The following is a 14,524-nucleotide window of genomic DNA, read 5'->3' as shown; positions in this document are numbered from 1 at the left end:
GAGAGAAAAAGAACGTGTAATAAACAACATTCTAATTTAGAAACATGGCAGAGAAGAAGATTAATTTGACAGACCAACTGAAGAAATACTTCGGGTTCGATACATTCAAGGGAAATCAAGAGGCGATCATCCGAAATCTGCTGGATGGTAACGATACTTTTGTACTGATGCCCACCGGTGGTGGAAAATCGTTGTGCTACCAGTTGCCTTCATTGCTGATGGATGGAACTGCTATTGTCATATCTCCTTTGATTGCGTTGATGAAAAATCAGGTGGATGCCATGCGCAATTTCAGTGAAGAAGACGGAGTAGCGCACTTCATTAATTCTTCTCTCAATAAGACTGCCATCGATCAAGTAAAATCGGATATTCTGAGCGGAAAGACCAAATTGCTCTATGTCGCTCCAGAGTCGTTGACGAAAGATGAATATGTAGAGTTTCTGAGAACGGTGAAAATATCGTTCTATGCAGTAGACGAAGCACATTGCATCTCGGAATGGGGGCACGACTTCCGTCCTGAATATCGTCGTATTCGTCCCATTATTAATGAGATTGGAAAAGCTCCTTTGATAGCTCTGACTGCCACGGCTACTCCCAAAGTGCAGCATGACATTCAGAAAAATCTGGGTATGACCAATGCGAAGGTGTTCAAGTCGTCCTTTAATCGTCCCAATCTTTACTACGAGGTACGTCCAAAAACGAATAATATAGATAAGGACATTATAAAGTTCATCAAGAACAATCCGGAAAAGTCTGGTATCATTTATTGCCTGAGCCGTAAGAAGGTGGAAGAATTGGCTGAAGTGCTGCAGGCAAATGGTATCAATGCTCGTCCGTATCATGCTGGTATGGATTCTGCTACCCGTTCGCAAAATCAGGATGACTTTTTGATGGAAAAGATAGATGTCATTGTAGCTACTATCGCTTTTGGTATGGGTATCGATAAGCCTGACGTACGCTTCGTAATTCATTATGACATTCCTAAGAGCCTGGAAGGCTATTATCAGGAAACGGGACGTGCGGGAAGAGACGGTGGTGAAGGTCAGTGCATCACATTTTATACAAACAAGGACTTGCAGAAGCTGGAGAAGTTTATGCAGGGCAAACCTGTGGCAGAACAGGAAATAGGCAAGCAGCTTCTGCTGGAAACCGCTGCGTATGCTGAGTCATCCGTATGTCGTCGCAAGACCTTATTGCATTATTTTGGCGAAGAATATACGGAGGAAAATTGTGGTAATTGTGACAATTGTTTAAATCCTAAAAAACAAGTGGAAGCTCAAGACTTATTGTGTACTGTGATTGAAACTATTCTCGCTGTAAAGGAGAATTTCAAGTCAGATTATATTATAGATGTCATTCAAGGACGTGAAACGTCGGAAGTTCAGGCACATTTGCATGAAGATCTCGAAGTATTCGGTTCGGGAATGGGTGAAGAAGATAAGACGTGGAATGCCGTAATCCGTCAGGCTTTGATAGCAGGTTACCTGAGTAAGGATGTAGAAAACTATGGCTTGCTTAAAGTGACGGATGAAGGAAAGAAATTTCTTAAGCATCCTAAATCTTTCAAGATAACAGAAGACAATGATTTTGAAGAAATGGAAGAAGAAGCACCTGCTCGAGGAGGCGGTGCCTGTGCGGTCGATCCTGCTTTGTATTCCATGTTGAAAGATCTGCGTAAAAAAATGTCTAAGCATTTGGAAGTGCCGCCCTATGTAATATTCCAGGACCCTTCGTTGGAGGCTATGGCAACGATATATCCTATTACGCTGGAAGAACTGCAGAATATTCCGGGTGTAGGTGCTGGAAAGGCAAAGAGATATGGCGAGGAGTTTTGTAAATTGATCAAGCGTCATTGCGAAGAAAATGAGATAGAACGTCCTGAGGATTTGCGTGTTCGTACCGTCGCTAATAAATCTAAGATGAAGGTTGCTATCATTCAGGCCATCGATCGTAAGGTTGCGCTTGACGATATTGCTGTGTCGAAGGGTATTGAATTTGATGAACTGCTGGATGAAATAGAAGCGATTGTCTATTCAGGTACCAAACTGAACATAGATTACTTCTTGGAAGAAATTATGGATGAGGATCACATGCTGGACATTTACGACTATTTCAAAGAATCGACAACAGATAATATTGACGATGCCTTGGAAGAGTTGGGTGACGATTTTACAGAGGAGGAAGTGAGATTGGTTCGTATCAAATTCATATCTGAAATGGCAAATTGATTTTTTGTCTTTGGCTTTAAAAAAAGAAAATTTATTGCGTGCTGATATATGTAAAATGGAATAAAAAACGTATATTTGCACGCAATAAATTTTATACGTCTTATGTCATTTATTGCAGATAAAATTGTCATGGATGGATTAACGTACGATGACGTACTGCTAATCCCCGCTTATTCTGAAGTGCTCCCCAAAACTGTCGAACTCTCGACAAAGTTTTCAAGAAACATTGAGTTGAAAATCCCTTTTGTAACGGCCGCGATGGATACAGTTACGGAGGCGAAAATGGCGATTGCTATTGCTCGTGAAGGTGGTATTGGTGTAATTCATAAGAATATGTCCATTGAAGAGCAGGCTCGTCAGGTAGCTATCGTAAAGCGTGCGGAAAATGGAATGATTTATGATCCTGTTACAATTAAGAGGGGATCTACAGTGGCTGATGCACTTTCTTTGATGGCTGAGTACAAGATTGGTGGTATTCCTGTGGTCGATGATGAAGGTCATTTGGTGGGTATTGTTACCAATCGCGATTTGCGTTTTGAAAGAGATCAGAACAAGCGCATCGATGAAGTAATGACAAAAGAAAATATTGTTACGACCAATCAAACAACTGATTTGGAGGCCGCTGCACAAATCCTGCAGGAACACAAAATAGAGAAACTTCCGGTTGTTGACAAAGACAATAAGCTTGTTGGTTTGATTACATACAAGGATATCACGAAGGCAAAAGACAAACCGATGGCTTGTAAAGATGCTAAGGGCCGTTTGCGTGTGGCTGCAGGTGTCGGTGTTACAGTTGATACATTGGATCGTATGAAAGCATTGGTAGAAGCTGGTGCGGATGCTATTGTGATTGATACGGCTCATGGTCATTCCAAATATGTGATTGAAAAGCTGAAGGAGGCTAAAAAAGCATTTCCGGATATTGATATTGTCGTGGGTAATGTTGCTACAGGTGAAGCTGCTAAAATGCTGGTTGAGGCTGGAGCTGATGCTGTGAAGGTTGGTATTGGTCCGGGTTCTATCTGTACTACTCGTGTAGTAGCAGGTGTGGGAGTTCCTCAGTTGTCTGCTGTTTACGATGTTGCTAAGGCTTTGGAAGGAACGGGTGTTCCTTTGATTGCCGATGGTGGTTTGCGCTATTCTGGCGATGTTGTGAAGGCATTGGCTGCCGGCGGTTACAGTGTGATGATTGGCTCTTTGGTAGCTGGAACAGAGGAATCACCGGGCGATACCATTATCTTTAATGGACGTAAGTTCAAGTCTTATCGTGGTATGGGATCTTTGGAAGCGATGGAAAACGGTTCGAAAGACCGTTATTTCCAGAGTGGAACAAGCGATGTGAAAAAACTGGTGCCGGAAGGAATTGCAGCCCGTGTTCCTTATAAAGGTACGCTGTATGAAGTAATTTATCAGTTGGTTGGTGGCTTGCGTGCAGGTATGGGATATTGTGGTGCTGCTAACATTGAACAGCTGCACAATGCTAAATTTACACGTATTACTAATGCAGGTGTACTTGAAAGTCATCCGCATGATGTAGCTATTACCAGTGAGGCACCTAATTATAGCCGACCTGAATAACCGTTTATTATACTTTGAAGCACGGACAACACGTATTTTGCAGGTCTTTTAGAAAAGGGACTGTAGTATGGTGTTGTCCGTGCCTGTTTTTATGAATATATGAATACGATTTAGGAACTATGGTGTTGAAATATTGGTGGTTGTGTGTGTGCGCCTTGGTCGTGTCGGGGTGGTGTCGGGCACAGTCGAATACAGTGTTGATGCACGTGGGCGGAAAACCTGTCGATGTAGCTGAATATAGGTATTTTTGTTCCAAGCATGTGGAAGAGTCTGCTAGTTTGGAGCAGTTTATAAATTTCAAGCTTAAGGCCTTGGCTGCTGAAAAGAATCAACTGGATACGGTGCCTGATATTCGCTTGCTTTTAAGTTCCTATTGTCATGGATTGCTACAACAATGTTTGTGGAATAACGGGCATGCAGATTCTTTAATTAATGAATATTCTCGTCTTTTACAGAAACGGAAGTATGCAGGTCGTGCTCTTGTAAGTCATATATTTAAGTATATTCCTCAGAATGTTTCAGCATGGAGGCTTCATGAGATTGAAACTCAGATGGACTCTTTGTATCAATTATTGAAAGATGGAAAGGTACAGTTTGATGAGTGTGTAAATCGTTTTTCTGAAGATAAAGGGACGTTTTGGGTAACTCTTTTGCAGATGCCTGTCGAATTTGAAGAAGTCGTGTTTAACTTACCGGTCGGTAAAGTGTCTAATCCTTTTTTTACACCCCAGGGAATTCATATAGTGAAGGTGCTGGAATATCAGAAACAACTTGATTCAGAGAAAGTCCGTCAGGGTTTGGAGGAACGGTTGCTGAACCAGCCAAACAGTCGTTTGCTCCTTTCGTCAATTGATTCCTTGAAACAGTGTTATGGATATATGCCAGATAAGTCTGGGGTAGAGGAACTATTGCGAGAGGGGAAGAGTACTAATACTTTATTCACCTTGAACGGGAAAGCATATACTGGGGTTGATTTTGCTTTGTTTGCAAGGACCTATCCGGCTTCTGTTCGTAAACAGTTGGATGCATTTGTTGCAAAATCGGTATTAGATTGTGCCTATACTCATTTGGGGGCTGATGGTTCTGATTTAAGATGGGAGTTGTGTTTCTTTCGGGATAGCTTGTTGGGTAGTGCAATCGTGCATCGGGAAATCCGTAATTTAGTTAAAACGGATTCAGCTGGTATAGCAAAATACTTTAAGAAGCATGCAAAACGTTATAATTGGCCGGAAGAACGTTACGATGGAATCGTTTTACATTGTAAGACGAAGCGTATGGCAAAACAAGTACGGAAGTTTCTTAAAAAAATCCCTCAGGAAGACTGGACGGAAGCTATTCGTTTGGGCGTGAATACTGGAGGGCAGGCAAATGTCGTAGCAGAGAGAGGTTTGTTTGCTCCTGGTGATAATGCCTTTGTAGACAGTCGCATCTTTAAAAAAGACAAACCTCAATCTTTGGCAGATTACCCTTATTGGATCGTTTTAGGAGAAAAACGTAAGGGACCTGTACGTTGGGAAGATGTGGGGCAACAGATTTGGACAGATTATTATCGTAATTTAGAAGATGGTTGGCTGCATCAACTTCGTCGTGATTCTAAGGTTGAAATAAACGAAGAGGTTTTAAAAACCGTTAATTCTCACTGAAGCAATTGATTAAACCGCTATCTTCGTATTCCAAATATGAGAAAAAAAGTGGCAATTCGAAAATTTTGTCTGTTTTGTCTCTGTTTGTTCCTTCTGGGGGCATGTAAAGAGTCACAGTACGACCATAAAGGGCGAACGCCTTTGGTGGAACTGGACGGTAATTTTTTGTACAAGGAGGATTTGATGGCAGTACAGCCTGCTGGACAAAATCGAGATGACAGTTTGTTGTTTGCAGAACATTATATACGTAATTGGGCGGAAGATATTTTATTATATGAAAAGGCACAAAATAATGTGCCCAATAATGATGAAATAGAAAAATTGGTGCGCAATTATCGGAAAGCGTTGATTATGCATACTTATCAGCAGGCATTGATCCATCAGAAATTGTCGGAAGAAATTACAGAAGAGGAGCTACAGGAATATTATGAGCAAAACAAAGCTGTGTTCAAAGCTGATGCTCCATTGATGCGTGGTTTGTTCATCAAGGTCCCTTTGACAGCTCCGCAGTTGAGTCGAGTACGCCAGTGGTATAAAGATGAAAGGCAGTCTGCGGTTGAGCACTTGGAAAAATATAGTTTGCAGAATGCTGTGAAATATGAGTATTTTTATGACAAATGGGTACCAGCTTCGGAGATTTTGTCATGGATACCTTTGAATACGTCGGATATAGATACTTATTTTTCCCGTAATCATCGGGTGGAAGTCAAGGATACGGCTTTTTGGTATTTTTTGAATGTTGCAGAATATATTCCCACAGGAGCCCAAGAACCTTATGAAGCGGCTAGGCCGTTGGTAAATGATCTGGTGTTGAATCGGAAGCAAGTTGAGTTCCTGAATAAAGTGAAAGATGACTTGTATAAGCAAGCTATCGAAGATGGAAAGATTAAATATTGTGAGAACTAAGATATTAGGAATGAAAAAGTGTATGAACGTTAAGTTTGTAGTTTTATTGGCTTTTATGCTACTGCCTTTTGTATCTTCATGGGGGCAGGACAATGTGATTGATGAAGTGGTTTGGGTAGTTGGTGACGAAGCCATATTGAAATCTGATGTGGAAGAAGTGCGTTTGGATGCGTTGTACAACGGACGTAGGTTCGATGGCGATCCATATTGTGTCATTCCGGAAGAAATAGCTGTGCAGAAGTTGTTTTTGCATCAGGCTGCCTTGGATAGTATAGAGGTGTCTGAGAGTGAAGTCGTAAGCCAGGTAGATTTCATGATCAACCAATATGTCAGCCGCATCGGCTCTATGGAGAAGATGGAAGAATATTGGAACAAGAGTGCTACGCAAATTCGTGAAACCTTACGTGAGAATGCCCGTGAAGGATTGACGGTGCAGCGCATGCAGCAGAAGTTGGTAGGTGAGGTGAAAATTACGCCTGCTGAGGTGCGTCGCTATTACCAAAGTTTGCCTCAGGATAGTATCCCTTATATTCCTACACAGGTAGAAGTACAGATTATCACACAGAAACCTAGAATTCCGGTAGAAGAAGTAGAAGAGGTGAAAAAACGCTTGCGTGAGTTTACCGATCGCATTAACAAGGGTGAAACCAGTTTCTCTACTTTGGCTCGTATGTATTCCGAGGATCGTGCGTCGGCTATTAATGGTGGTGAAATGCCTTTCTATGGTCGTGGACAGCTTGATCCGTCTTTTGCGAATGTCGCTTTTAACTTACAGGACCCTACCAAAGTTTCTAAAGTGGTGGAATCGGAATACGGTTTCCATATTATCCAGTTGATAGAAAAACGTGGTGACCGTATTAAAGTTCGGCACATATTGCTGCGCCCCCATACGCCTGAAAGTGCATTGGAAGCCGGTATGGCTCGTCTTGATTCTATTGCTGACGATATTCGGAATAATAAGTTTACATTTGAAGAGGCTGCAGCGGTTATTTCGCAAGACAAGGATACTCGTAATAATCACGGTTTGTTGCCCAATCCCAACAACAATACATCGAAGTTCGAGATGCAGGAACTTCCTCCCGAGATTGCCAAGGTGGTCGATAAAATGAATGTAGGTGAAATTTCTGAAGCCTTTACCATGATCCCTGAAAAAACAGGTAAGGAGGAATGTGTAATCGTCAAGCTGAAAAGTCGTATCAACGGTCATAAAGCTACTATTACGGACGATTATCAGAATTTGAAAGATCTGGTACTCGAGAAGCGTCGTGCTGAAGTACTGGATAAATGGATACGTGAGAAGCAGCGTCATACTTATGTTCGTATTAAGGAAGGCTGGAATCAGTGTGAATTCAAGTATCCGGGCTGGATTAAGGATTAAGTTTGGCTGTTTAGATACAGTCTGTGAATGTTAGACTAGCTATATGCACAATAGAATTGTTTTTAAATTCCTAAGCAGGCATAGATATCTTCTGACAGGTATTCTATGCCTGTTTGGCATCTGTCTGCTCAGTGCGCAGGATAAGAAGGGAGAGCCAGAGAAAAAAAAGACCCGTGTTGATTTGTTGTATGCAGATGAGGCACAGGCCGATGATCAGGTTCGGCCGGATGTTCAGGTGTTGATTGGGTCAGTGAAGCTACGCCATGACAGTATGTATATGTACTGTGACAGTGCTTTGATTTTCAAACGCATCAATTCCGTAGAGGCTTTTGGAAATGTGCGGATGGAACAAGGCGATACATTGTTCATTTACGGTGATTATCTCTATTATGATGGGATGGCCCAATTGGCTATGCTTCGTGAGAACGTACGGATGATTAATCGTAATACAGAGCTGACTACAGACAGTTTGAATTACGATCGTATTTACAATCTGGGATATTATTTTGATGGCGGTACTCTGACAGACGAAGAGAATGTGTTGACTTCCGTATGGGGAGAATACAGTCCTGCTACTAAAATAGCCGTGTTCAACCATGAAGTGAAGCTGACCAATCCTCGTTTTGTTTTGACTTCTGATACGTTGAAGTATCATACGGAAACCAAAGTGGCTACTATCTTAGGACCTTCGGATATTGTAAGTGACAATAATCATATTTATTCCGAACGTGGTATATATAATACTGTGACAGAGCAGGCTGAACTGCTGGACCGTTCTATTTTAACCAATCAGGGAAAGAAACTGACGGGTGACAGCTTGTTCTACGATCGCAAGCTGGGATATGGTGAGGCTTTCGATCATGTGCAGATGAATGATACGGTAAATCGTAATATGCTGACCGGCGATTATTGTTTTTATAATGAATTGACCGGTAATGCTTTGGCTACAGATAGAGCTGTTGCGGTGGATTATTCACAAGGTGACAGCCTGTTTATGCATGGTGATACGCTACGTTTGGTAACTTATCATTTGAACACCGACTCCATGTATCGTGAAATGCGTGTCTATCACAAGGTGCGTGCTTTCCGTACAGATATACAGGCTGTTTGCGACTCGTTGGTCTATAATTCCAAAGATTCCTGTATGACCATGTATACTGATCCGGTACTTTGGTATGGGTCTGAACAGTTGTTGGGTGAACAAATCAAGGTTTACATGAATGATAGCACTATCGACTGGGCGCATATCATTAATCAGGCACTGACTGTAGAACAGAAAGACACCTTGCACTACAATCAAGTATCCGGGAAAGAAATGAAGGCCTATTTTGTTGGTGGTGAAATGCGTCAAGTGGATGTGAATGGAAATGTATTGGTTATTTTCTATCCAGTAGAGGAACGTGACAGCTCGTTGATTTTGATGAATTATTCTGAAGGCGGTTTCCTGAGAATGATGTTGAAGGATAGAAAAATGGAACGGGGAGCCTTTATCGGGAAAGCTAACGGTACTGCTTACCCGATGGAGCAGATTCCTGCTGATAAGTACCGCTTGCCTTCTTTCGTATGGCTGGATTATATTCGTCCTTTGGACAAAGAGGATATTTTCAATTGGCGGGGTAAGAAGTCGGATGCAGTGTTGAAGCAAAGCTCGCGTCGACCGACTGTTTCTCCGCGTGATATGCATATCGAACGAATTAAAAAATAGGAGAGTGCTTTATGGGTATGTTTACGATGAGAAAACCACGAGGCTTTCATCATTCCTATATTTACGTGGACGAGCGTAAGGAAAAGTTGGACAAGATGAAAGAGAATGCCAAGCGTGAGTTAGGCATGCTGACTGAGAAAAAAGAATTCAATCCCGAAGATATTCGTGGAAAATTCATAGAAGGAACTACTCACCTGAAACGTCGTAAGGAGAGCGGAAAACGTCCTTTGCATTTTATTGTCATACTGTTTTTCATTATGTTGCTGGCTTATCTGTGGTATGCCATCAGTAACGGAATAATCTAAAATTGCATAGGCATGAGTGATATTATTCATTTGCTGCCTGATTCGGTGGCCAATCAGATTGCAGCTGGCGAAGTGATACAGCGGCCTGCCTCTGTTATCAAGGAATTGGTCGAGAATGCCATCGATGCAGAAGCCACGGAAGTTCATGTATTGGTAACAGATGCCGGAAAAACAGGCATACAGGTGATCGATAACGGTAAAGGTATGTCCGAAACAGACGCCCGACTGGCTTTTGAACGACATGCTACATCCAAGATCCGTGAAGCTGCTGATTTGTTTGCCTTGCGTACGATGGGCTTTCGTGGGGAGGCCTTGGCTTCCATTGCAGCTGTTGCCGAAGTCGAACTGAAAACAAGACTGGCCGATGAGGAACTGGGTACACGCTTGTTGCTGGCTGGTTCCAAAGTTGAAAGTCAGGAGCCTGTGTCTTGTCCTAAAGGGAGTAATTTCTCTGTAAAAAATCTGTTTTTTAATGTTCCTGCCCGACGTAAATTCTTGAAAGCCAATTCTACGGAATTGAGTAATATTTTGGCTGAGTTCGAACGTATTGTTCTGGTTCATCCGGATGTCGCTTTTTACCTTTACAGCAATGACAGTGAATTGTTCAATCTGCCTGTCATGCCTTTACGTCAGCGTATTATGGCTGTTTTTGGCAAGAAGTTAAATCAGCAGCTGCTTTCGGTAGAGGTAGACACGACGTTGGTCAAGATATCTGGTTATGTAGCCAAGCCTGAGACCGCACGTAAGAAAGGAGCGCACCAATACTTTTTTGTAAATGGGCGCTACATGAGGCATCCTTATTTCCATAAAGCTGTAATGGATGCTTTCGAACATTTGATTCCGGCGGGTGAACAGATCTCTTACTTTATATATTTTGAAGTGGATCCGGCCAATATCGATGTGAATATTCATCCGACTAAGACCGAGATTAAGTTTGAGAATGAACAGGCCATTTGGCAAATCCTTTCTGCGGCAGTCAAGGAGTCTTTGGGCAAGTTCAATGCTGTGCCATCTATTGATTTCGATACCGAAGGTCTGCCGGATATTCCTGCTTTTGAGCAACCTCGGCCCATAGAGCCTCCTCAGGTACACTATAATGCTGATTTTAATCCTTTTAAAACCTCTTCTTCTTATGGAGGCGATCGTTCTTATTCACGTCCTCAGACAGAGTGGGAAAGCCTTTATGCCGGTTTGGAGAAAGCTAGTCGGATGAATGATCCGGTTGTCCCTGATGAGCCGGTCGAAGAGGAATTGTCTCCTGCTTCAGTACCATCGGAAGAGTCTTCTTCACCGCTTCCTTCGATGATGTCCGAGGGAGGAAATGTAACTTCCGGCCAGCATTGGCAGTTCAAGGGGCGTTATATTTTGACGTCCGTTAAGTCTGGTTTGATGCTGATAGATCAGCATCGTGCTCATGTACGTGTTTTGTTTGACCGATATATGGAGCAAATTCGTCAAAAGCATGGTGTGGCGCAAGGCGTATTGTTCCCTGAGATTGTTCAGTTTCCGGCGTCTGAGGTGGCTGTACTCGAAGATATTCAGGAGGATTTGTCTGCTGTGGGTTTTGAGTTGACTTCTTTGGGTGGAGGCAGCTATGCCATCAACGGGGTTCCTTCGGGTATCGAGGGACTGAAGCCTGTGGAACTGGTGCGTAATATGGTGCATACGACTTTGGAGAAAGGCTGTGATGTGAAAGAGGAAGTACAGTCTATGCTGGCATTGACCTTGGCTCGTGCGGCAGCTATTGTTTATGGACAAGTACTGAGTGTAGACGAAATGTCTGCTTTGGTAGATAGTCTGTTTGCATGCGAGTCTCCCAATTATACTCCTGATGGGCGTGTTGTACTGACTACAATCCGCGAAGAAGAAATTGAGCGGCTTTTTGCCAAATGATATTGATGCTTTTTTGAAAGGAAAAGATCTTTTTCGGAACTTTTTCCAGGTTCTGGTGTTTATATGAGTGTCCACTGTGTGAGTGGACAGAATATAAACCTAAACTATTTTAAAGAAAAAGTATGAAAAAGAATCTAATGTTGCTGGCTTTGTCCGGATTGTCGGTTGCCGCTGTAGCACAAAACACGACAGAAGTTACAGAAGAAGTGTTGGAAGTCGTAGAAGTGCGTCAGGACAAGTACGCGGTTGTTACCAATCCCTTTTGGGATAATTGGTTTGTCTCGTTTGGTTATGGTGCTACTGTACTGTTTGGTGATTATGATGCTGCCGGCAGTTTCGGCAAGCGTATCAGTCCTACATTGAACGTAGCTGTAGGCAAGTGGTTTACTCCGGGTATGGGTGCCCGTTTGCAGTATAGCGGTCTGCAGGCACGCGGTTATGTTCCTTCTGCGGGATCTGATTATGCGGTTGGTGCCATGCAGGACGGTGGCTACTATAAGCAACGCTTCAATTACATGAATCTCCACGCTGACGTGATGTTCAACATGAATGCCTTGTTTGGAGGCTACAATCCTTCGCGGGTCTACGAGGTCATTCCTTATGTAGGTGTCGGCTTTACGCACAATTATTCTACTCCCCATCGTGAAGCTTTGTCAGTCAATGCCGGTATCATCAACCGTTTTCGGGTATGCGATGCGTTAGATGTTAATGTGGAGCTGAGTGCTGTAGCCACTGAGGATAAGTTTGACGGTGGTATCGGTGGTAAGGGCTATGATGGTCTCGTCAGTGCCACGGTTGGGCTCACGTATCGTTTCCCCCGTCGTGGGTTCAATCGCCCTCAAGCACCTGCCATATCCGAAGCTCGTTTGGCTGTGTTGCGCGACAAGATGAATCGTATGGCCGCGGAGAATGCCCGATTGGCAGAAGCTTTAGAGGCTGCCGAAAGCAAAGAACCTGTGGTGGAAGAAGTAGCAGTTGTGGTGAACAAACCGGTCATTGTACCGCGTACAGTGTTCTTCACCATCGGTTCGGCTGAGGTTTCTTCTCGTGAAGCGATGAATCTGTCCTATTTGGCAGAAACCATGAAGCAATATCCTGAAGCTACTTACGTAGTCAATGGTTATGCGGATGCTGCTACGGGAACTACTGCGTACAATGAGAAACTGGCTCGCCAACGTGCCGAGGCTGTAATCAATGTATTGGTTGAAAAGTATGGTGTAGATCGTGAAAAATTGTTGGTAGGTACTGCAGAAGCAGTCGACTCTTTCGGCGAACCGATTTTGAATCGTGTCGTGGTTGTAGAGTCTGCCCGATAAGCTGGGACTTATAGGTGAATAAAAATGAGGCTGAATTCCTTTGTGGGGAGTTCAGCCTCTGTTTTTTGTTTCTTGTTATTATTCTCCGCGGAAACGTTTGGCCTGTTCGGCTATCAGGTCCGCATCGTCGAAGTAGTTGATCTTCATGGCACGGCGAACGTCGTCCAGTGTGGCGGCTGCCGTTTCACGAGCCTTCTCACAACCTTTTTTCAGCATGTCGTAGATAGCCGGTATGTCCTGTTCGAATTCCTTGCGGCGGGTACGGATGGGCTCCAGAGTTTCCTGCATGATGGCATTCAGGAAGTTCTTCACTTTTACATCACCCAAACCGCCACGCTGGTAGTGAGCCTTCAGCTCGTCGAGATTGGGGTAATCCGGCAGATAGCGTTCAAAGTGTTCGGGGCGGCAGAATGCGTCGAGGTAAGTAAATACGGTATTGCCTTCCACCTTACCAGGATCTTGTACACGCAAGTGATCCGGGTCCGTATACATGCTGCGTATTTTTTTCTGTACTTCGTCGGCGGGGTCACTCAGGTAGATACAGTTCCCCAGACTTTTGCTCATTTTCGCTTTACCGTCCGTTCCTGGCAGACGCAGGCAGGCGGCATTGTCCGGTAGCAGGATCTCCGGTTCTACCAGTGTTTCGCCGTAAATGTAGTTGAAACGGCGCACAATTTCACGGGCCTGTTCCAGCATAGGCTCCTGGTCTTCACCTACAGGTACGGTCGTAGCCTTGAAAGCCGTAATGTCAGCAGCCTGGCTGATGGGATAGGTGAAAAAACCTACGGGGATACTTGCCTCAAAGTTACGCATCTGAATCTCGGTCTTTACAGTCGGATTGCGTTGCAGGCGTGATACGGTTACCAGGTCCATGTAGTAGAACGAAAGTTCACACAGTTCCGGTATCTGCGATTGGATGAAGAGCGTGCTCTTTGTCGGATCCAGTCCGCAAGCCAAGTAATCCAATGCCACTTCGATGACATTTTGACGCACCTTTTCCGGATTCTCCATATTGTCTGTCAAGGCCTGTGCGTCGGCTATGAAGACAAACATATCTTTGTAATCTCCGGCATTTTGCAGTTCCACGCGTCGGCGTAGTGAGCCCACGTAGTGGCCTATGTGCAGGCGTCCAGTTGGGCGGTCGCCTGTGAGGATGATTTTCTCTTTTGCCATATATATCTTCTTTTTATTTATTGCTGACTAGTTTGTTGCGGGCGTAAAGTTAGCTCTTTTTTCAGATATATTAGTGGAAGCGGGCGAGAAAAAGCGACCTGCTATCTTGGACGATATCCGTTTTATAAGTTCCGTAATGAATTCTCTTTGTTTAGTTGTTGGTATTTTTTGTAGTGCAATGATGGATCCTAATAGCACTTTTAGATCCTTATTCTTTTCTTTTTCTCTGGATTTTTATCATTGTCTTGTTTCTATGTTGTTTATTATCAGGGTATTATGTGCTTGTGAAATTATCTGCGAAATAACGGAAGAATTAATTAGCTTAATAAGTGTAAAACAAATTACAAACGGAGAGGGAAATTCGGCAAGAACTAAACGATTAAATATGAGAAACTCAAT

Annotated in this window: 11 protein-coding genes; 10 read left to right on the top strand and 1 reads right to left on the bottom strand. The window is 43.4% G+C overall.

Annotated features, from left to right (window positions below):
- The first annotated feature begins 44 nt into the window (after positions 1-44).
- The 9 genes from recQ (at position 45) to HF894_RS09765 (ending at position 12,952) form a co-directional block, all read left to right on the top strand.
- Entirely contained in the window at positions 45-2,228 is a 2,184-nt protein-coding gene (recQ, locus tag HF894_RS09805; protein WP_021847794.1) for a DNA helicase RecQ, read from the top strand.
- A 102-nt stretch (positions 2,229-2,330) separates the two neighbouring features.
- Positions 2,331-3,806 (top strand): IMP dehydrogenase, encoded by a 1,476-nt coding sequence (gene guaB, locus HF894_RS09800; protein WP_204969396.1) that lies wholly within the window; start codon positions 2,331-2,333, stop codon positions 3,804-3,806.
- 206 nt (positions 3,807-4,012) lie between these two features.
- Positions 4,013-5,449: a peptidylprolyl isomerase gene (locus HF894_RS09795; protein ID WP_204972058.1), complete on the top strand. Its 1,437-nt coding sequence runs from the start codon at positions 4,013-4,015 to the stop codon at positions 5,447-5,449.
- 54 nt (positions 5,450-5,503) lie between these two features.
- Positions 5,504-6,355, top strand: a complete 852-nt coding sequence (locus HF894_RS09790) for a peptidyl-prolyl cis-trans isomerase (RefSeq protein WP_204972085.1) — start codon at positions 5,504-5,506, stop codon at positions 6,353-6,355.
- A 10-nt stretch (positions 6,356-6,365) separates the two neighbouring features.
- Complete coding sequence (locus HF894_RS09785; protein ID WP_204972084.1) at positions 6,366-7,733, top strand: peptidylprolyl isomerase; 1,368 nt, start codon at positions 6,366-6,368, stop codon at positions 7,731-7,733.
- A gap of 43 nt (positions 7,734-7,776) precedes the next feature.
- Positions 7,777-9,438, top strand: coding sequence for an OstA-like protein (locus tag HF894_RS09780; RefSeq protein WP_204972056.1), 1,662 nt, complete (start codon positions 7,777-7,779; stop codon positions 9,436-9,438).
- Positions 9,439-9,449: 11 nt separating this feature from the next.
- Positions 9,450-9,743: a hypothetical protein gene (locus HF894_RS09775; protein ID WP_021847788.1), complete on the top strand. Its 294-nt coding sequence runs from the start codon at positions 9,450-9,452 to the stop codon at positions 9,741-9,743.
- A gap of 12 nt (positions 9,744-9,755) precedes the next feature.
- Positions 9,756-11,636 carry a DNA mismatch repair endonuclease MutL gene (gene mutL, locus HF894_RS09770; protein ID WP_204972054.1) on the top strand — a complete coding sequence of 627 codons (1,881 nt, stop codon included), beginning with the start codon at positions 9,756-9,758 and terminating at the stop codon, positions 11,634-11,636.
- Positions 11,637-11,758: 122 nt separating this feature from the next.
- Positions 11,759-12,952, top strand: a complete 1,194-nt coding sequence (locus HF894_RS09765) for an OmpA family protein (protein WP_204972052.1) — start codon at positions 11,759-11,761, stop codon at positions 12,950-12,952.
- 78 nt (positions 12,953-13,030) lie between these two features.
- Here the strand turns inward: HF894_RS09765 and trpS are convergent, their stop codons facing one another.
- Positions 13,031-14,125, bottom strand: coding sequence for a tryptophan--tRNA ligase (gene trpS, locus HF894_RS09760; RefSeq protein ID WP_021847784.1), 1,095 nt, complete (start codon positions 14,123-14,125; stop codon positions 13,031-13,033).
- A gap of 106 nt (positions 14,126-14,231) precedes the next feature.
- Here trpS and HF894_RS09755 point away from each other — a divergent pair.
- Positions 14,232-14,524 (top strand): hypothetical protein (locus tag HF894_RS09755; protein ID WP_204972050.1); only part of this gene is annotated, 293 nt, incomplete at its 3' end.

This window comes from Caecibacteroides pullorum (assembly GCF_019239235.1).
GTDB classification, from domain to species: domain Bacteria; phylum Bacteroidota; class Bacteroidia; order Bacteroidales; family Bacteroidaceae; genus Bacteroides; species Bacteroides pullorum.
The sequence above is the reverse complement of the archived record's forward strand: the minus strand, read 5'-3'. Positions and strand labels throughout refer to the sequence as shown.